The organism is Planctomycetia bacterium (assembly GCA_034440135.1).
GTDB lineage: Bacteria > Planctomycetota > Planctomycetia > Pirellulales > JALHLM01 > JALHLM01.
Genome location: JAWXBP010000447.1, coordinates 15035 through 34724, shown reverse-complemented (window position 1 = coordinate 34724; position 19690 = coordinate 15035). Strand labels below are relative to the sequence as shown.

The window sequence follows — 19690 nt, the reverse complement described above, 5'->3', positions numbered from 1 at the left end:
GCAGCCGCCGGCGGCTGCTTTTCCGGATGCAAGTAGATAAACGACTTGCCCAAGCGACCCCCGTAATTGCCGGCCGAGATGCGCAATAGCCCAGGCGTATTGCGCGAGGCCTGAATGGCCGCTTGCGTGGCGTTCACGATCGCTGGCAGGTTGCGTCCGTTGATGATGATCTCCATTACCGAGCCGACGTCGCGCGTCAGCCGCGTATCCGCCATTGGATTGTCCACGAGCAGCGGACAGTACTTCTCGTACGTGCTGGCGAACATAAACGAATACTTGCTGCCCGCCTTGGAGCCGCTGCCGGCGATGCCGCCCGGAAAAGGCATGATCACGCCGGGGCAATCGTGAACGGCCCGGACGCCGGCCTCGGCGGCCGCGAGGGCGGAGGCCTCGTCCGCGCCGAAGTACCAGAGATTGCCCCCCATGACTCCGTCGGCGTAGCCCAACCGGCGATCAAGGATGAACTCGCCGCCGAGCGTCGGCACCCACCACAACTTGCGACCGTGCCGCTCGATCCGCCGTTGAAATCCATCGCCGAAGAAGGCGACCTTGCGGCCGATCTTGAAATAGTCGTCCGATTCGATCCGATTGAAGCACGCGGCCGTGGGGCAGGTCAGCACGTTCTGGCTGATGCGCACGAGCGCCGCCTTTTCCAAACCGGCGAGTCGATCCTTACGAAATCGCGGCACATGCAATTGCACGATCGCACCGGGACGACCATCCGGGGTTGGTTCGTCACAGCCCGGTCCCACGAATCGATCAAGTCCCGCTTCGCAATCGCACAAAATCGTGCTGGACGCATTCCCCGTGGCGGCATTCACGGCATGCTCCACCCAGCGCCGATCGCACGCGGTAATCAGGAATTCCACGTAGACGCTGCGAAACGCCTCGGCGTACGTGTCGTCGATGACTGCCGACATGGGGAGACTCTACCTGCAACGCAAATGTCCCGTCGCGGCGCCGTTAACGTCGGCCTTCGTAAACCGCCCGTTCCGTGACGACCTTGTTCATAAAGACGTCATGGGCGCTGACGATCAAATCATCGAACAATTGGCTTTCATAGCCCAGCCCGATCAGAGCACAATCCTGTCGAACGCGATCCAGCAGGCGATCGTAGTAGCCCTGGCCGTTGCCCATGCGGCCTCCCTGCCGGCTGAATGCCACGCCGGGAACGATCACGAGGTCGAGTTCCTGCGGCTCGATTTCCTTGCCCGGCTCGCCCCAGCGGTCGGACGGCGGCTCAAGAATCTTCCACTTGCCGACAACCAGCTCGTCCAGCGATTGCAACCACCATAGGCCGAGCTTGTTGGCGCCGGCGTTGTCCATCGTGCAGTACGGCACGACGATCCGTTGATCGCCGGCCAAGACAGCGGGCAGCACCTGCCGCGTGCGCAATTCCGAGCGGCAATCGAGATACCACAGCACGGTGCGCGAAGCCTGATACTCCGGCAGCCGCAGGAGCGCTTCCACCGCGGCATTGCTGAGCTCATCCTTATTCTGCTGAGCATTCCGGGCGTCATACGCCGCGCGGCGCATGGCGCCCTTGGCGTTCAACTCCATTGTCGGCGATTCACTCAAAGCGTTGCTCCCCCGTCGAAAATCGTCGATTCTTTATGTCCGCGTAGGAACGAATCGTCAATGGGGACGAGGGCTTGCCCGCCTCTCCCCAGTCGAATGCTGACTCACCTGACGCCCCCTCCCCCAGCTTGACCGAACCTTTTTTGCCAGCTAGACTCTTGAAAGTGGACTGTTTTTGCCGAGAATCTTGACATGAACCGCGTGCTGAACCTGCTGCCCTTGTTGCTTTTGGCGCTTACGGAGCGCAAGGCTTAGGGTTCGCACGCTGCTAGAAAAAGCGATTGCCAACGACCCCTGGGCCTCAAAGCCCGGGGGTTTTTTTTGGTTCAGTTTTCAGTGGGGAGGACCTGCGCCACTTACTGAACGCGGAACCGAAACACTGAAGACTGAAAACTGAACACTTCCAACTCACTTGCTACCACCATGCCCCTCCCCAAAGCCCTGCTCCCATCCCGTTCCTGGTTGTTGTTGCCGGCGCCGGCCAGGGGTCGGCAATCCGCGCGGGTGTACCATTCTTTGCACAACAACCAAATTGAATCACGGATATCAGTCCCATGAGTGACGACCGAAAGATCATCATTTTCGACACCACGCTCCGCGACGGGGAGCAATCGCCCGGAGCCAGCATGAACCTGGCCGAGAAGCTGGAAGTCGCGCAGGCGTTGGCCGACCTGAAAGTCGACATCATCGAGGCCGGCTTTCCGATTTCTTCCCCCGGCGATTTTGAAGCCGTCCGCGAAGTCGCCCGGCAAGTCCGCGGCCCGGTCATCTGCGGGCTGGCCCGCTGCAACGACAAGGACATCGACCGCGCCTGGGAAGCGCTGAAAAGCGCCGAGCGCCCGCGGATTCACGTCTTCCTGGCCACGAGCGCTATCCATCGCGAATTCAAGCTGAAGATGGATAAGAACGAGATCCTCGCGCGAACGATCGCCAGCGTCGAACGCGCCGCAGGCTATCTGGACGACGTGGAATTCTCCCCCGAAGACGCGGCGCGAACCGAACCAGACTTCCTCTGCGCCGTCGTGGAAGCGGCGATCAAGGCCGGCGCCACGACGGTCAACATTCCCGACACTGTCGGCTATGCCACGCCGGCGCACTACGCGAACGTCATTCGCACGCTGCGCGAGCGCGTGCCGAACATCGACAAGGCCGTAATCAGCGTGCATTGTCACGACGACCTGGGAATGGCCGTGGCGAACAGCCTGGCCGCGGTCGAGGCCGGCGCTGGTCAGATCGAATGCACCATCAACGGCATCGGCGAGCGCGCCGGGAATTGCTCGTTGGAGGAAGTCGTGATGGCGATGCGCACGCGCCACGACTACTACAAATGCTCGACGAACATCGTCTCCGAGCGGCTGGTGCCGACCAGCCGTCTGGTCTCGAACGTCACCGGCATGCTCGTGCAGCGCAACAAGGCGATCGTCGGCCGCAACGCCTTTGCCCATGAGGCCGGCATTCACCAGGACGGCATGCTCAAGGAGCGTTCGACCTACGAGATCATGCGCCCCGAGGACGTGGGCTTCACGAAGACCGACCTCGTGCTCGGCAAGCACAGCGGGCGCGCCGCGCTGGCCGATCGCATCAAGCACCTCGGTTACCATCTCGCCGGCGAGCAACTGCAAGCCGTATTCGAGCAATTCAAAACGCTCGCCGACAAGAAGAAGGAAGTCTACGACAGCGACATCGCCTCGCTGGTGGAAAACCAGATGAACGAGATCCCGGAAAGCTGGGCGCTCGTGTCGTACCAGATGCAATGCGGCACCGGCGGTATCCCGCAGGTGGCGCTGACGCTCGCCCGCGGCGCCGAGCAAGTTACCGAAACCGTGCAGGCCGGCGACGGCCCGGTCGACGCCGTCTTCCTCGCCATCGAGAAGATCACCGGCACCGACGTCAAATGCCGCGAGTTCCGCGTCCATAGCGTCTCGATGGGCAAAGACGCGCAAGCCGAAGTGAACGTCGAGCTGGAAAAAAACGGCGCCATGTTCCGCGGTCGCGGCGCCTCGACGGATAGCATCGAAGCCAGCGCGCGAGCCCTGTTAACGGCCATCAACCGCATGTTGGCCACGCAAGGTACGCCGCTGCACCCGCAGTACACGGTGGAATAGCGGAATCAGCGCGCCATGTTTCGCGGACGCCTGCACCTCTACTGTCTGTTGTCTGTGAGAGGCGTCTCCGACGCCGATGGAACAACCGCCGTCGCAACAACTGCGCGCGGTTATTCCAACCGCGCACAGCACCAGGCCCAGGGAAGGCCCCCAAAGACTCTCGATGATGGTTCGTCTTTGAGAGGCCTTCCCTGGGCTTTTCCACCGTTAGCGATGCAGCCAGCGTCGGGCCCAAAAAGCAACTCCAATTTCGCTCTGGACGTTGTTCGCCCGTTCTGCAACACTCCCGCCCCGCGCGTGGTCTTTTGGGCGCGCGTGGCGGAGTCCTCGCTAACGTATCGACAATTTGCATGGAGGCAGAAGCCGTGAAGAAGGCCGTATGCTGGACGCTGGTGTGCCTGATGGCGCTGAGCCTGGCGGCTCCCGCCGCGCAGGGCGAGGGCTGGTCGCTCAAGAAGTTGAATCCGTTCGCGAAGTCGAGCGCGAGCAGCAAGAAAAAGAAGTCGTCCGGTCTGACCAGCTGGAAGCTGCCGAAGCTGCGGACGCCGGCGCCGATTCAGAAGGTGAATCAAAGCACGACGCGAATGGCGTCAAAGACCTGGGATACGCTGACGTTCTGGGATAACGAGCAAGAGCCGTCCAAGAACGCTTGGGGCGGCGGCGCGAAACCGTACAAGCGGAAGTCGGAAGAAAAGGAATCGTGGCTCGGCTCGCTGTTCACGGCGAAAGAAGAAAAGCCCAAGACGCCCAACGATTTTCTCCGGCAGAAGCGTCCCGAGTAGCCATCCGCGTCCCCGATTGAGATGACGGCCATGCGGCAAAATCTTGCGATGCTTTCTTGGTTCGCCAGCGCGATCTTCTTCATCGCTGGCTGCGCCGGCGCGCCGCGCAGTCATAAAGCGGCGTTAAATGCCGTCGACGAAGATGAAATCATCGCCGCGGCGGAAAAGGACGATTTCCCGGCGGCGAATGCGCCGGCGCGCTAACGCTTTGTGAGCACGAGCCGCGAGCGCTGGGTGCCACTGGCGGCTTGTCCGCCAGTGCCGGAGTTGACGCCGCATCACACTGGCGGTCGAGCCGCCAGTGGCGCCCCCCGCTGCCAAAAAGCCGCATTTCACTGCCGAAAGTAAGAGAGTGCTCGCGACTACCAGCGATGGACGCGGCCTTCTTTTTCGCCGACGATCGTTGGGCGCTCTGAGCGGAATTGCGGCGAGTAAGTGTTGCCGGTCGTGACGATCAGCTTTTCGGGCTTTGGCAAACCCGTGAACTCAACCAGGTAACCGCGCGCGGAGCCGGCCCTGTCACCTAGGTCATTCCATTTCGGCTCTCCCATCCAGCCGATCGTTGCGAAGTCCTCGTTGTCTTGATTGTTTGGTTCGCCGTCGCCCCAGTTCGAGAACTGGCCTTCCGACGGCTCTTCTCCGACGACGAAAAAGGTCTGTCCGGCTTCTTCGCCGGCGACCCATTTCCACGTGCCTTCCTGCTCCTCGTCGCTGGCGGCCATCCAGAGCGCGTCCCCGATATGCAGTTGGTGCTTGAGGAACTGGCTCTCCTGGTCGGTCGCCACCGTGGCGAGGTGGCCGTGCGCGCCGGCAAAGCGCGTGCGGGCCGCGTCCTCGAAGGCGTCGTGCCAATCGATGCCCGAGGCCTGAATCCACTGGTAGTAGTGCCCGTTAACGGGGTTGTGATAGACGATGCTGGTGCCGCGAAAGACCGGCGCCTCGTTCATCCAGATCCGGCTTACGCCGAAAAACATGCCCGTCAAAACGGCAAGACGCAACCACATAGATGAACTCTCCCCGGCGGGATACTGTGCGAACGGACCAGTCGATAAGGGTTAGTTCGTCGCCGATGTCGGATTCTTGCCGGCCTGACCGCCGAGTCAGTCCCGCGAAGGCGACGAACCTCCATTCTGACCACAAATCCTGGCGATTTCACTCCTTGGCGAGGGAAACGCAGACCAGTTCTTTGTCGTTCCGGGCGTAAACACAGCGATTCGCAAAGGCTGGATGGGTCCAAACGACCGTGCGGCCGAAGGCCTCGTTAGTTGGGTCGATCAGATGCGTGCGGCTGACCTCCTCGTACTTTTCCGGGGTCAGCCGGGCGATGATCAGGTCGCCGGTTTCGCTGAACAGGAAGTACCGGTCGCCATTTTGCGTCACAAAGGCCGTACCATGCCCGGCGCGGCGTTCGCCGCCGGTGGTCGGGGCGAAGGTCTCCCAGAGCCGTTCGCCGTCTTCCAGGCGGACCGCGCGGAAGGTGCCCTTGCCGCAATCGCTGCCGTAAATAATGCCATCGGTGATCAGCGGCGTGCTATTTGAGCAATAGAGGGAATTCTCCTTGGTCCCGCGCCAGACTTCCTCGGCGGCCGGCTTCTCGCGATCGAGCTTGAACACCGCGCAGACTTCGCCGATGCCTGAGGCGAACAGGTAGTCGCCGGCTTGCATTGGCCGGGCGATGGCCATCCCGTAGCCGGGCTCCAAGGGGAGCGACCAATAGACTTCGCCGGTCGCCGGGTTCAGGCTGTTGAGGCTCTGGGCATGCCAGATCAGCAGTTGTCGCACGCCGCCGGCTTCGATGATCGTCGGCGGGCAATAGCCTGGCTCCGAGGCGGAGAGGGCTCGCCACAGTTCCCGGCCGGTGTCCTTATCGAACGCCACCGCCACCGAGCCTTCGCCGCCGACCAGGCAGATGAGCTTCTGGCCATCGACGAGCGGATGTCCGCAGAAGCCCCAGATCGGGGATTCGATTTTATATTCCTGCTTCAACTCCTTGGACCAGGCGAGCTCGCCGGTCTGCGCGTCGAGGCAGGCCAGGTGCCCTTCGGCCCCGAGCGTGTAAACCTTGCCGTCGGCCACAGTTGGGGTCGCGCGCGGGCCGGCCGGATAGGAAATCTTGTATTCGCACAGATAGGCGTACTGCCAAAGCGGCTGGCCCGTTTCGGCGTCGAAACTCAGGACGCGTTCTTGTCCCTTCAACTCGACACGCCCGCCCGGGTCGTTCTTGACTTCGCCGTTCTCCAGCGCGAAGTCGGTGACGAACACCTTGCCGCCAGCGACCGCGGGCCCGGAATACCCGCCGGCGATCGGGGCGCGCCACAACACCGTCGGACCCTCCGCCGGAAACGCGTCGATGATGCCGGACTCGGTCCACTGATCGTCCCGGTTCGGGCCCATCCACTGAGGCCAATCTTCGGCGCGGACGGCGGAAGCGAAACAGGACAAGACGACGGCGAGGAGCGAGTCGACACAACGCATGGGCAGTGTTCCCGGGACAACGTCGGCAAGGGTTCGCCGAATTTTACCACGTGAGACGCGCTCCTTGGACTTCATTTTTCGCGGTCAACTTCGGCTGGCAAAGAATCGCTTCGTAGCAGCCACAGCGCAGTGACAAACGGCCACAGCGAGCAAATGGAAGAGAAAACTCGTTGCGTCAATCCGCGATAGGCGGGAGGGTCGGCGCCAACCAGATTGAGCCACAGGTAGATCACGCCCGCGACGCTAACAAACGCGGTCAGAGCGTAGAATCGACCGCTTTTCACCAGGACGCGCGACTCCAGGTGGGATACTGCCGGCGCAATAAGGTTAATAACTCCCGCCGCGTACAAGCCGTGTTTCGGATCTCCCATGGGCCAGATGCCGTTAGACGCCATGGCCAAGCCGAACACGAGCCATCCACACGCGCCCACCGCGAAATAGACGCCGGACTGCCACCAAAGCCCGATAGCGAATGCCACGAACGCCGCGCCGGATCCGATCGCCGCGATCCTTAGGAAAGTGCTGGGCAGTCCTTCAAATTGGAGTAGCTCGCTAGCGTGCTGAGAAACCGAACTATACCCGGTCGCCAATGCCGCGGCGGCGAGTGACCAGGCTAAGAACCAAGGGAGCGGGATCAGACCGGCGCTTAATAAGAGGCGGTTGTGTCGGGGCATTCGATGTTCCTTGGAACGGTTCGCAATGATGGCGCGACAATTGGCGCTATAGTCTTCGTCTCTCGTGCGTCTCTATTGGGGCCAATCTTCGCCGCAGGCCCCCTGCGATGCTGGACACAGCAAATGCGACGAGCCGGGCATGAAAGACGCTCCCCGGATTGACCTTCCCGCCCCGGAACCCCCCGGCTTATGCTAGGGCTGGGATTCCCAGGGTCATCGGTTCGTTCGTGCCAGGAGGGCGGTATGCGAGAGTTCAGGCATTGCTTCGTTGGGATGTTGCTGGTCGCCGGGATGGTCCATGCCGCTGTGGCTGCGCCGACGCCCCAGCAGACCTTGCAGTCGGCGGCGCAGGTGCTGGAGGAGACGCGGGCGCTCAAGGTGAAGTCGATCCCGGATGCGCTGTTGGCCGACGCGCAGGCCGTGGCCGTGATTCCGGGCGTCGTCAAGGTCGGCGTAATTATCGGCGGGCGACACGGCCGCGGCATTGTGGTCTCGCGCGACAAGGATGGGGCCTGGACCGCGCCGACGTTTATCGAGCTCACCGGCGGCAGTCTGGGCTGGCAGATCGGCGTGCAGAGTACCGACGTGGTGCTGGTGTTCAAGAACAAGCAGGGCATCGATAACCTGCTGAGCGGGAGCAAGTTCACCCTCGGCGCCGACGCCGCGGTGGCGGCCGGACCCGTGGGACGGCAGGCCAGCGCCGCCACGGACGAACAACTCAAGGCCGCAGTGTATTCCTATTCGCGCTCGCGCGGGCTGTTCGCCGGTGTTTCGCTCGATGGCGCGATGCTGTCGATTGACCCTGCGGCCACCGCTTCGTTCCAACAAGGAGGCGAGGCCGCGGCGTCCGACGTGGCACGATTGATCGCGGCGCTCGATAAACCGCCCGCATCCGCACCCAGCGAGGTGAGTTTCGTTTTTGGCCCGACCACGGCGCTGCGCGCGACGCAGGAGGAATTGCGCAGTGCGCACGACAAACTGCAGACGCGTCTTCCGGCGGAATGGCGCGACTACCTGGCGATTCCGATGCCTGCCGAAAACGGTCCGCCCGTGGACGTCGTGGAAACGGTGCTCAAGCGTTACGACAAGGTCGCCGCCGATGCTCGCTACGAAGCGCTGACGTCCAGCGCGGATTTTCAATCCACGCACACGCTGTTAGGACGCTTGCTGATGGAAGTGCAAGAAGCCAGCGCCGTGTCCCTGCCCCCGCCGCCTCCGAAGGATTAGTTGCGGTTGACGCGACTCGATATGTGCGATGGGTGCCTGGGGCAGGGGCACGAGCAACAACCATGGCAATGTCGAGCGCGCTGGGGCTTCGTTCTATTCTCGATAGTAACGTTGCGATGCCCCAGCCGTTGCGAGCCTGCAACAAGAGAACCGCTGCCCCAGCCCCAGGCACCCGTCCGTAGCGTGCTTGCAGGCGATTTGAAGTGGCAGGCAGATTCGGTCAAGCCGGTTTCAAGGTTGAGTCGCCGCTTTCCAGGATGAATGACGCGCGGGTGTTGAGCGTCGCGCCTGGCCGGGTGACGTATTCGACGGTGCGGTAGTCGGTGCGCCACGTGTCGGGCGTCAACTGGCAGACGACGTAGCCGCGCTCGGCGTTGTTGAACTTGACGAACGGATTTTCGGCCAGCGTGCGTTCCACGCCACGGGGGTTCGCCGCGCCGTCGCCGCCGGAACTGATCGACGTCCCGACGAACTCCGCCGCGAGCGGTTCCGAATCCAGGTCGTCGAAATCGGCGATCAACTCGTTGGCCCAGTTGCTGTGAATGTCGCCGGTCAGCACGACGGGATTGGCGATCTGGCGTTCGCGGAAACATTTCAACAAGCGCCTGCGGTCGGCCTCGTAGCCTGGCCACTGGTCCATGCTGTAACCGACTTCCTCGCCATGCTTGCGATCGACGCGGGCGAACATGACTTGCTGGGCGAGGATTTTCCAGTTGCTAGGCGTGTCGGCCAGACCGTCGCAGAGCCAAGTGCGCTGCTGCTCACCGAGCATGGTGCGCTGCTCGCTCAAGGCCTCGGGGCACTGCGGCTTGTTACCGTCGCCGCAGGGTTGATCGCTGCGATACTGGCGCGAGTCGAGCACGAAGAACTCCGCGAGGCGTCCATAGGGCACGCGCCGATAGAGTTGCATGTTCGGTCCCTGTGGCAGTGAACTTTTGCGCAATGGCATGTGTTCGTAGTAGGCCTGATAGCCATGCGCGCGACGTTCCAGCAACTCCTCCGGAGTGACGCCTTCGATCTCGGAGATGGAATTGGCGTAATTGTTGTCGACTTCGTGATCGTCCCAGGTGACGATCCACGGCGCGGCGGCGTGCATGGCTTGCAGCGCGGCGTCGGTTTTGTATTGCGCATGCCGATTGCGATAATGCTCGACCGACGTGATCTCCGGCCCCACATGCTTGCGGACCTGGTTCTCGCGCCCGGGGCCTTCGTAGATGTAATCGCCGAGATGAATCACCAGATCCGGATGCTCGGCCAGCATGTGTTCATAAGCGGTGTACAAGCCGTTCTCGTAATGCTGGCACGAGGCGAAGGCGAACTTCACGTTGGCCGGTGAGGCATCCAGCGCCGGCGTGGTGCGCGTGCGCCCCACGGGGCTAATATCGTTGCCGACCTTGAAGCGGTAAAAGTACCAGCGGTCGGGCGCAAGGCCATCCGCCTCGACATGCACCGAATGCGCCCAATCCGGAGTGGCGACCGTCGTGCCTTCACGGGCGATCTTGGTAAAACCTTCGTCGTCGGCGACTTGCCAAGAAACCTCGACCGGTTCCTGTGGCATGCCGCCGCCCTCCAGCGGTTTCGGCGCCAGTCGCGTCCAGAGCACAACGCCGTCCGGCGCGGGATCGCCCGAGGCAACGCCGATTTGAAAGGGATGATCCGCCAGCTTGGGATAGCGCTTCACGGCGCCGCAGGCCCGCGACGACCAGACGGAGGCCGCGGCCAGCGACGAACTGAGCGCCAAGAACGAGCGGCGCGAAACGCGGCGGGCATCGAGGACCGGATAAAGCGGCGACGGCATGCGTAGTGACTCCAGACGCGACGTGAAATCGTGTTTGCAGGAGTCGCTAATGTGGCACACGCCGCGTCGAGTGTCAAAAGTGAGATTTGAGAGATTCGCGCGCGGGGCCCGTGTCGAGTCACTACGTCTAACGAACGCGAGGCTTGAATGGCTTTACGTCGAGGAATTCCAGAATCGCCTGATCCCAGACGGCCGCTGCATGTTTGATGCGCGGAAGGTCGATTTGGCGAACCGCTGACCGCGGCGCAGTCGTGCGGCTCGTTTGCCTTGAGGCGCTGGTAGGCACGACCGAGGCGCCAAAATTGTTGCGCACGGCGTTGAGGTCTTCCACGTTGACCGTATCGTCGCCATTCGTATCGCCGGCCACGTCGGGACCGCTCTGACCAAAGGTGTTGCGGACGTTGTTGAGATCCACGACGTCGACCTTGAGATCGCCGTTCGTGTCGCCGACCAAGGGATTCGCCGGCGCGAAACGCCGCCCGTAGACGCCATAGCCATCGCCGTCCTGGCCGAGGCTGCTCCAAACGACCAGCATCTCGCCGTCGTCGTCGAGGGCGACCGTGGGGTGAATCTGCTGATCCTGCGTTTCCACGTTGACCGGCAACGCGGCCGTGACGCTCAAGCCATTGGCGGCGAACCGGCGGACATACGTGCCGTAGCCGCTGCCGTCCTGATCGCCGCTGCTCCAGGCAATCGCAAAATCGCCGTCATTGTCGACTGCGACGCTCGGTGAGCGCTGCGTGCCGACGTTGACGGACGGAACCAGTAAGTCGCCGCTAAGCGGCGCGCCCGCTGCATCGAAACGCCGGACGTAAATGTCGCCGGCGTCCGCTCCGGTCGTCGACTGCCACGCCACGACGAAGTTCGCCGCGTCGTCCATTGCGACGACTCCAGCCTGCTGCGTGCCGGACGTCAGGTCGTTGACGCGAAATTCGCCCGTCGTCAGCGTACCGTCACCGGCGTAAAGTCTCCCAAAGGCTTCATCGCCCTGAGCGAGTTCGCTGGGACTGCTCCATACGACGGCGATACGGCCGTCGGGCGCCATGGCAATGTTGGAAAATCGCTGCGCGCCGGTTTGCGTTTCGTTGACGAGCGACTCATCGCCCAGTGCAATGCCATCGGCGTCGAAGCGCCGCAGATACACGCCGAGCGTCTCCGCGTCGTTGCCCGTCCAGGTGACGGCGAAATTACCGTCGTCGTCCATCGCCACGAGCGAGAATCGTTGATGACCGGCAGTGGCCTGATTGACGCAGAATTCCGAGCCTTGCAGCGTGCCGTCAGCGGCAAAGCGTTGGGCGTACACGCCATAACCGTCGCCATCTTGCCCGTCGCTGCTCCAGGTGATGACGAAATCGCCGTCTGCGTCCATGGCGATCGTGGCGTTGCGCTGCGTACCCGCCGTCGTGGTGTTCACGCGGAATTCATCACTGAGCGGCAGGCCGTCGCTCTGATAGCGGCGAGCATAAATTCCTCCAGCGTCGCCGTCCTGGTTGTAACTGGTCCAGGTGGCGACGAAATCGCCGTCTGCGTCGACCGCGACCGCTTGCGGCGTCGTGCCGTGCGTGCGTTGATCGGCCGTCGTGGTCTGATTGATCCGAAATTCCTCGCCGATCTCGACTGGCGTGCGCACCTCGAATTCGATCTCGAAATCGCCCCCTTCCGAACCGTCGTGGTCGCCGTCGAGATCGTTGCCAGCCAAGTCGCGCAATGCCGCGGTAGCCACCAAGGTGTAATGGCCGTTCGTCAGCGGGTGAGTGAATCCCAACGTGACTTCGTACGCATCGCGGACTTCGTTGAACTGGGCGGCGGCGAAATCAATCAGCGATGAGACATCGGCGCCGCCGTCCAGCAGCCGGTAGTTGACGCGATTGATGGCACTACGCACGCCGCCAGCCCCGCCGATCTCCGACAATGTCTCGGAGAAAGAAAACGTCATCACCAGCGGGCGTTCCAAGAGCGTGTCGTCGCCTTCGAGTGGCGCCGCTCCGATGTACATGCCCGCCACGGTGGGCGGCTCGACGTCGTCGGAATCGGCCAGCGTCCACAAGCCATTGCCGACAAGGCCGTCGTTGCCAGCAAAGAACAAGGCGCCGGCGACGTCGGTCAGATAGGTCAACTCGGCGCCGAGGGGACCGGGACGCAAATCGAACGCCAGTCCCGTGCTAATCTCCGTTCCGTCGGTTTGCCAGAGTTCCGGCCCAGCGATGCCGTCATCGGCGACGAAAAAGAGTTGATCTCCGACGGCCGTCAAGCTCTGCAAGCGCGCGCTGGAACCATCGGGAGTGATTTTGGCCACGACGTTCGTTCCCGCCGTGGCGCCGTCGCTGCGCCACAACTGGTAGCTGGAGTTTTCATAGGCCTCGCGGGCCGCGAAGTACATGGCGCCGTCGAAGATCGTGATCCCCTCGGCGCGATCGATGCCAAACGTGGTTTGAATGAACGAGCTGCCGAATTCGGTGCCGTCCGTTTTCCAAAGGCCGCCGGCGCCGTCGGTGTAGAACAACTCACCTTCGAATGCGGTCAGGTTGTCCGGGGCAGGACCGCCATAGAGCACGGGCCGCGTGCCTGCCAGCGTGCCGTCGCTCTTCCAGAGTCCCGGCGCGTGTGCGGTTTGCATGAAGATCTGATTGCCGACGACCGTCAGTTGTCGCGGATCCGAGGGCGCGCTCCCCGGATTGATGTCGCGGACCATCACCGCGCCGGCGTTTGAGCCATCGGTGCGCCAGAGTTCGTTGCCGTGAATGCTGCCGGAGGCGGCAAAGTAGAGGATTCCATTCAGTTCCACGAAATCGCTGGGGGACGAGTCGCCGGCGCCGACACGAACGTCTTGCACGAGCACCGTGCCTTCGAACGTGCCGTCGGTGCGCCAGAGTTCCACGCCATGCACGGCGTCGCCGGCGGAGAAATAGAGTTGTCCGCCGAACTCGTAGAAGTTCGCAGGGTTGGAATCACTTGCGCCAAGGAAGATGTCGCGTACCGGTACGGTCCCGTCGGCCGTGCCATCTGTCTTCCAGAGTTCCATGCCGGCAGCGTCCGTGCGGGCCGCGAAATACGTGGCGCCGTTCCACGCGTAAACGTCTTTCGTGTTGGCAATGTCTTCGATGTCGGGAAACAGGATCGACGTGCCGGCGGGCGTACCGTCGGATTTCCAGAGGTCGCCGGATGTGGAATCCCGCTGGATGAAGAGCAACGTCGAACCGACGGCGAAGAAGTCATCCGTGCCGACGCCGGCGCGGATGAAACCGAGATCGGCTTCTTTCCTTGTGCCCTGGACCGTTCCGTCGGTGCGCCACAACGCGCTTCCGCCGACGACGAAATGCACCTCGCCTTCGTCGACGAACAGTTCGGCGATGGGTACGTTAACGGCCGTCGTGCTGAAATCGGTCAGCGAAATCGTTCCCTGCGTCGTGCCGTCGGTAACCCACAACTCCGTGCCATCTAAGGGACTGTCCGCGACAAAATACATCTTGCCGCCGAATGAAGTGAAGTCGCGCGCATTGCTGTTGGCGCCGCCGGGTGCGATGTCGCGCAATTGTCGCGCCCCCTCTGCTGTGCCGTCGGACGTCCAGACTTCGAAGCCGTCGGCGCTGCGGGGATAGAAGTACACGTTGTCGCCTGCGCCGACGAACCGACCGGGCTGTCGGGAATCGAAACCAAAGACCAAGCCAGCTGGGAGTGGCACGTTGATCGTGCCGGCGCTGGTGCCGTCGCTGAAGTACAGACCCCCTTCAGCCAACACCACGAGCTTGTCCGACGTATTCGCCATCGGCGGATTGTCGCGGACGACGGTCAGGCTCACCAATTCGGTTCCGGCCTCAGTACCGTCCGTCCGCCATAACACGCCATCGGAGCCGGCAACCGAGCGAGCGCTGAAGTAAAGGTGGCCTTGCCATTCATAGAAGCCAAGCGGAAACGAACTGCCCCCCAGCGACCGAATGTCTTTCAAGAGCTTCGTTCCCTCCCCCGTAACGTCGATTGTGAAGGGTTCAACGCCTAGGTTTGGCCGCGCTGTCGCACTGAACAACAGCGCCTGATCCCCCAACCCAACGAGTTCCGTTCCCAGGCCGTATTGGCCGAAAGCGGAGTTTTCCAACAGGATGGACACGCCAAACTCGCCAACGAGACACAAGAATTCGTTCGCAATGAAATACGCCCTGTCGCGAAACGACGTGATCGCCTGAATGTTGCTGGTGAAACTACCAAATGCAGGCACAAAAACCGTCCCGTCGAACGTTCCATCGGTCCGCCACAGATTTCGTCCCCGTCCGTCATCTGCGGAGAAATAAAGCAGGTCGCCAACGGGCGTAAGCAACTGCGGATCCGAACTTGCATCTCCTTCCGCGATATCGCGGACCATCGAGCGGATGCCGTCGACTTCTTTCCAGAGCTCCGTATTGAGGGTATTGGAACCGCCGTCCTCCGTTCCGGACGAGACCACGTAGTACGTGGTATCCCCCACGCGCGTGAAGTCGCGCGGATTTGAGGGTTGAAAAGTCGAATTGAGATCCGCCACCAGGACGGGCGTCTCGGCCAACAGCCGGCGATCTTCGAGGTGCTCGAAACGGAACTTGCTCGCGCGCACGGAACGGGAACGGCGAAGGCGTGGAGGTTTACTCATGCTGCACAACTTGATTCAGGCGAAGCGGGTGGGCGCGCGGATGCCGTCAGGCACAACCTGCTACCTTACCCAGCGGCTACAACCCGGACCAGAGAGCGCCGGTATCTACGAAAGCGGGAGCCTCCGCTGTGGGACTATTCTGCTCAGCCATTTCCGCGGTCGCCAGAACACGCTGCGAATCCGTATTTCCCTGGGGAACGCGACGTCACGCAAGCGGCGGATCGTCACGCTTACTTCTGGGCTAGTTGCCTACGCGCCCGACGGGCGCCGCGACGGCAAAAATCAGTGGCGACCAGCCAACCGGCCTCTGCGGATGAGATCTTCGCTTGGCCGTGGAATTCCGTATCGTAGCCGGCAGTGATGAGCGTCTGTTGTGCGGCCGCCTCGACCAACCGGCGGCCGTCGCGCGACATGTTGCGCTTCCACGCCAGGATGCGATCCGCTTCGCGCCGACGCTGAATATAGTTCACCAACTTCGGAGCCATCGGCGAATCAATGAACGTGGCCAACGCCTCGGCGGTCGGCTCCGGCCGCTCGAACAAGTCCTCGAAGCGAACTTCGTGAAAGCGCCCCGGCAGCGATTCTTTGGCCCGCCAGATCTCTTCGATGGTGCGCGACCAATAAAGGCCGCCGGTGTACAGATTCGTGGGTCCCCAAGTGCGCGAAACGAGCGACGCAGCGACGTCATGCGCGTTCCGCATGATGTGGACGAACTTGGCCGAGGGAAAAAGCTTGGCCAAATCGCGCATGTGGTAGGAATCCGACGGATCCTTCCAGCCGATCCCGCTCTTCGATTGCACGCCGGCGATGAACCGCAGCCCGGCGAGCACCACGCTGCCGTAGTCGGGCGACACCACCTCGCGCAAGGCCGCGTCGAAATCCCAATCAATCTCGTGATTCAACTCGGGCGCGATGCGCTCCAGCAAGCGGCGCTGATTCGCCAACTGTTTCAAATCGCCGTGTTGCTCACGCGAATAGGGAATGACGAACCGGGGTTCGTAAGCCATCGCGTAGTTGAATGTATTGAGAAAGATGCGCCAAAGCGTTGAAGTTCCCGAGCGGCCCGTGCCGACCACAATGACAAGCGGTAACATCGAAGCGATTTCCAACGATTCGCACTCCAAAAAGCTCACGACTCAGACGAGGCGCACCGTGTCGCCGTATTGCAACAAGGGGGCGTAATTCCGGAAAGCACGGCCAAGCAAGGCTCCGTCTCGAACGAGCGGACCTTGAAGCGGCGAACGCTTACGGCCGAGGTGAATCCTTCCGGCGTCAATCCGTGAGATTTGCCGCCCCTCAAATAGTCTAGTTGTGCCGTGGCGAACCCGCAATTCCGTACCGAAGAAACAGATTGGATCGGCGGATCGTCCGTTACCGCTGGCCGCTTCCTCGCAACCGATACCAAATCAGCCCGACGATTTCGTGCGAACTCAATTGCAGGGAGCTCAAAGCGCTCGCCGAGGGGAGGAAATTGCGCACGGTCCAGCGGAATTCCCCAGAACGCATCGCGCAGGACGCCGGTTCCAGCGGAACTCCAATGTTGGCAAACGACAACATCGTGCGTCGCATGTGGAACGCCTCGGTGACGAGAATCACCCGTTTCGCGGCCAGTTCCTTCAGCATCAAGGTGCACTCGCGACCGCTTTCCGCGGTATTTCTCGAGCGTTCCTCGATTTGGACATCCTCGGCGCGAATGCCCACCTCCAGCAGGCAATCGCGCATAATAGCGGCATTGCTGGGACCAGGGACCGACGGATCGGGCGTACCGCCGGTAACGATGATCGGGCAACGCCTCAGGCGGTAGATGCGCGCAACGTGATAGCAGCGAAAGAGTGAACTATCGCCCGGTTCGTCGTAGGGACGGCGCGCATCGGCCCGCAGGAAGTTGCCGGTCAAGACAATGATGACGTCGCCATTCGTTGGCGTCACGACTCGCTGAGGATAACCGCTCTCCACGAAGCGCATCGCGACGTGCGATACCGCGGGCGTGCTGCTGATGCAAAGTGCGACGTAAGCGCCGAGGGCGATGCGCCAACGGTTTCGATGTTCCTGACACGGCCTCCGTAGACGCAGAATCGCCACGCCGAGCGCCATGAGCAGCAACGGATATGGCTGCACGAACCAACTCAGCAGATCGTACACGGCGCGATCCAAAGAGCGTGCGGGGAAATGAAAAGACTGGCTGCGCATAGCGCAGCCAGTCTAGGTGGTGATCGAATTCAAGTTGGGCGAAAGCTTAGCGGGGCTTCACCGGCAGGCTCGCGTGACCGTTGACGTGCTCACGCGCGACAACCGTCTTAGGCAAGCGCCGCAAACCCATCAGCCGTACCAGGTGCGCGGACGACAGCCCTGTCAATCGGAAGCACGTGCAGACCAAGATGCGCGCGTCCAACCATAGCCCGCCGGTGCGGATGTACTCCAGATCAAGCGCTAACTTGCGACGCACGCCTTCCAGATCCGTGTCCGGCGGAAGATTGACTTGCGCCAAACCCGTCACGCCGGGACGAACCAAAAACCGCTCGGAGTAGTGCGGGACGTCCTTCTCCAAGCAGTTCGTGAATTCCGGTCGCTCGGGTCGTGGGCCGACGAGCGACATCTCGCCGAACAGCACATTCAACAACTGCGGCAACTCATCGAGATGCAGCTTACGCAGCACCCGTCCCAACGGCGTCGCCCGAGGATCGCGTGCGCTCGCCCAAACCGGGCCGCTGAGCGACTCAGCATTCAGGTACATGCTGCGAATCTTGTACATCGTAAACGGCTTGCCGTTCAGTCCGACTCGTTCCTGCTTGAACAGCGCAGGACCTCGCGAGGTGAGTCGCACGAGTGCAAACAAAACCAGCATGAGGGGCATCGCGGGGATCAACATGATCGCCGCGACCGTACGGTCGAAGCCCCCCTTCCACTCGAAGTAGGGAGTCGCGCTGGTCTTCTTGGCGGCCCGCGTCACCTGGACGGGGGTCTCATTGACGAAGCGTTCGATGACGGAGCTGCCCGGCGTCATCACAGACATCGTGTTGGTCCTCAGGGGTGTCTACTCATAGCTGTCACTCTGGTTGCCGATTCGCATAGACTAACCGTCAGCGGCCAGAAACTCCACAATCTGGGGGTTACTTTTCCGAAAAAATTACATTTGCAGTTGGTTCCGAGGTGCAAATGTTCATGTATTTCCTGCAAATTACCCAGCATTTCTTTTGACTATTCGACCCATCCTTCCACGACGTCGCTAGTTTGCAGAAACTGGGCCGAAACTCGACTGGATGTCCCAGCGTTCCCAGTAATCCGGTTTTGCGGGCGTCCAAATCCCCCAACCCGGGTGATTATCGCCCTGAACCGACTTCCGTTGGCGGCTTCGGCTCGCTGACGTTGCTTCCGGGCAACGGCTGTCGTCCTGTTTCGTCATCAGGGTCGACCGAACGGGGAGTGTCGCGCCACAGCCAGCGCAGCATGTCCGGCATGATCGCCCCGCCCTGCTTGTTAGAATGGGTGCCGATACCGAACACGTGGTTGAAGTCGTATCCCTTCTCCTTCAGGGCTTCGACCATCTTCACGTTCTGGGCGAACCAGTCCCAGTTGGGGTCGTAATTGCCCCGCCGCTGGCCGCGGTTGTCGTTCAGGCCGTCCTGCAAAAAGACGCGAATCGGCTTGGGGTCACTTTCGCGGATCAGGTCGGGATAAACGTGCCCGCTCATGATGTTAGTGAAACTGCCGATGGTGCTGATCACCTTACGGAACTGATCCGGCCGCTGCCAGGCGACCGTAAAGGCACAGATCGCCCCGGAACTCGCACCGGAGATGGCGCGATCGTTCGGATCCGTCGAGAGGTTATAATCCTTCGCCAGCGTGGGCAGCAACTCGTCGACGATCAACGTCGCGTACTTGTCGTCGAGCGCGTTGTATTCGACGCGGCGGTTGTTGGTCCGGTCGCCCCATTCCTCGCCGGAGGCTTCCTTCTGGTCCGCCGTGCGGCCCGGATTGATGAACACCGCGATCGTGACCGGCATCTCGCGGCGATAGATCAAATTGTCGAACACAAACGGGATGCGGTAATCGCCTTCCAGATTGACGAACGCGTGCCCGTCCTGAAACACCATCAGCGACGCCGGTTTGGTCGGATCGTACTGCGCGGGGACGTAGACCCAGTAATTGCGCGTGGTGTCCGGATAGGCGATCGCGCTGGCCAACGTCAAAGGCCCGACCACCTTGCCTTGCGGCACGCCTTCATGCGGCGCGGAATCGGGGCCAAGCTGGTACAGGTCATCGAGCGGGCCGGCAACGGCTCCGAGCGGCGCTGCGAAGGCAACAAGTAACGCCAAAAAGGCAAGTCGCGATGAACGCATAGCGGGAACTCCGGCAGATTCGGGGCGGGCGAGCGCGGAAATGTGGTCGCGATTCTATGCTGGCGACGTTACGCTGTGCAAATCCTGGAATTC

15 protein-coding genes are annotated in these 19690 nt (G+C 61.8%); 4 read left to right on the top strand and 11 right to left on the bottom strand.

Annotation, left to right across the window (positions count from 1 at the left end):
• On the bottom strand, positions 1–920 hold a 920-nt coding region (fhcD, locus tag SGJ19_25910; GenBank protein MDZ4783699.1), incomplete at its 3' end, for a formylmethanofuran--tetrahydromethanopterin N-formyltransferase.
• 43 nt (positions 921–963) lie between these two features.
• Complete coding sequence (locus SGJ19_25905; protein MDZ4783698.1) at positions 964–1578, bottom strand: 5-formyltetrahydrofolate cyclo-ligase; 615 nt, start codon at positions 1576–1578, stop codon at positions 964–966.
• Positions 1579–2132: 554 nt separating this feature from the next.
• Here SGJ19_25905 and SGJ19_25900 point away from each other — a divergent pair.
• From SGJ19_25900 to SGJ19_25890, 3 genes are all read left to right on the top strand, one after another.
• Entirely contained in the window at positions 2133–3683 is a 1551-nt protein-coding gene (locus tag SGJ19_25900) for a 2-isopropylmalate synthase (protein MDZ4783697.1), read from the top strand.
• 365 nt (positions 3684–4048) lie between these two features.
• Positions 4049–4465 carry a hypothetical protein gene (locus tag SGJ19_25895; protein ID MDZ4783696.1) on the top strand — a complete coding sequence of 139 codons (417 nt, stop codon included), beginning with the start codon at positions 4049–4051 and terminating at the stop codon, positions 4463–4465.
• A 30-nt stretch (positions 4466–4495) separates the two neighbouring features.
• Positions 4496–4669: a hypothetical protein gene (locus SGJ19_25890; protein MDZ4783695.1), complete on the top strand. Its 174-nt coding sequence runs from the start codon at positions 4496–4498 to the stop codon at positions 4667–4669.
• Positions 4670–4827: 158 nt separating this feature from the next.
• Here the strand turns inward: SGJ19_25890 and SGJ19_25885 are convergent, their stop codons facing one another.
• From SGJ19_25885 to SGJ19_25875, 3 genes are all read right to left on the bottom strand, one after another.
• Entirely contained in the window at positions 4828–5469 is a 642-nt protein-coding gene (locus SGJ19_25885) for a lectin-like protein (protein MDZ4783694.1), read from the bottom strand.
• 148 nt (positions 5470–5617) lie between these two features.
• Complete coding sequence (locus SGJ19_25880) at positions 5618–6940, bottom strand: PQQ-binding-like beta-propeller repeat protein (GenBank protein MDZ4783693.1); 1323 nt, start codon at positions 6938–6940, stop codon at positions 5618–5620.
• Between the two features lie 71 nt (positions 6941–7011).
• On the bottom strand, positions 7012–7614 hold the full coding sequence (locus SGJ19_25875; protein MDZ4783692.1) for a DUF998 domain-containing protein: 603 nt from the start codon (positions 7612–7614) through the stop codon (positions 7012–7014).
• A gap of 243 nt (positions 7615–7857) precedes the next feature.
• Between SGJ19_25875 and SGJ19_25870 the strand changes: the two genes are divergently transcribed.
• Complete coding sequence (locus SGJ19_25870; GenBank protein ID MDZ4783691.1) at positions 7858–8841, top strand: lipid-binding SYLF domain-containing protein; 984 nt, start codon at positions 7858–7860, stop codon at positions 8839–8841.
• Positions 8842–9061: 220 nt separating this feature from the next.
• Here the strand turns inward: SGJ19_25870 and SGJ19_25865 are convergent, their stop codons facing one another.
• The 6 genes from SGJ19_25865 to SGJ19_25840 all read right to left on the bottom strand — a co-directional run bounded on the left by SGJ19_25865 (position 9062) and on the right by SGJ19_25840 (position 19597).
• A complete protein-coding gene (locus SGJ19_25865) occupies positions 9062–10639 on the bottom strand; it encodes an alkaline phosphatase D family protein (GenBank protein ID MDZ4783690.1) in 1578 nt (525 codons plus the stop codon).
• A gap of 127 nt (positions 10640–10766) precedes the next feature.
• Positions 10767–15257 (bottom strand): hypothetical protein, encoded by a 4491-nt coding sequence (locus SGJ19_25860; protein MDZ4783689.1) that lies wholly within the window; start codon positions 15255–15257, stop codon positions 10767–10769.
• Positions 15258–15487: 230 nt separating this feature from the next.
• Positions 15488–16351, bottom strand: coding sequence for a sulfotransferase (locus SGJ19_25855; protein ID MDZ4783688.1), 864 nt, complete (start codon positions 16349–16351; stop codon positions 15488–15490).
• A gap of 277 nt (positions 16352–16628) precedes the next feature.
• A complete protein-coding gene (locus SGJ19_25850) occupies positions 16629–17399 on the bottom strand; it encodes a YdcF family protein (protein ID MDZ4783687.1) in 771 nt (256 codons plus the stop codon).
• A 94-nt stretch (positions 17400–17493) separates the two neighbouring features.
• Complete coding sequence (locus SGJ19_25845; protein ID MDZ4783686.1) at positions 17494–18270, bottom strand: sugar transferase; 777 nt, start codon at positions 18268–18270, stop codon at positions 17494–17496.
• 307 nt (positions 18271–18577) lie between these two features.
• Positions 18578–19597, bottom strand: a complete 1020-nt coding sequence (locus SGJ19_25840) for an alpha/beta hydrolase-fold protein (GenBank protein ID MDZ4783685.1) — start codon at positions 19595–19597, stop codon at positions 18578–18580.
• Between the last annotated feature and the right edge of the window lie 93 nt (positions 19598–19690).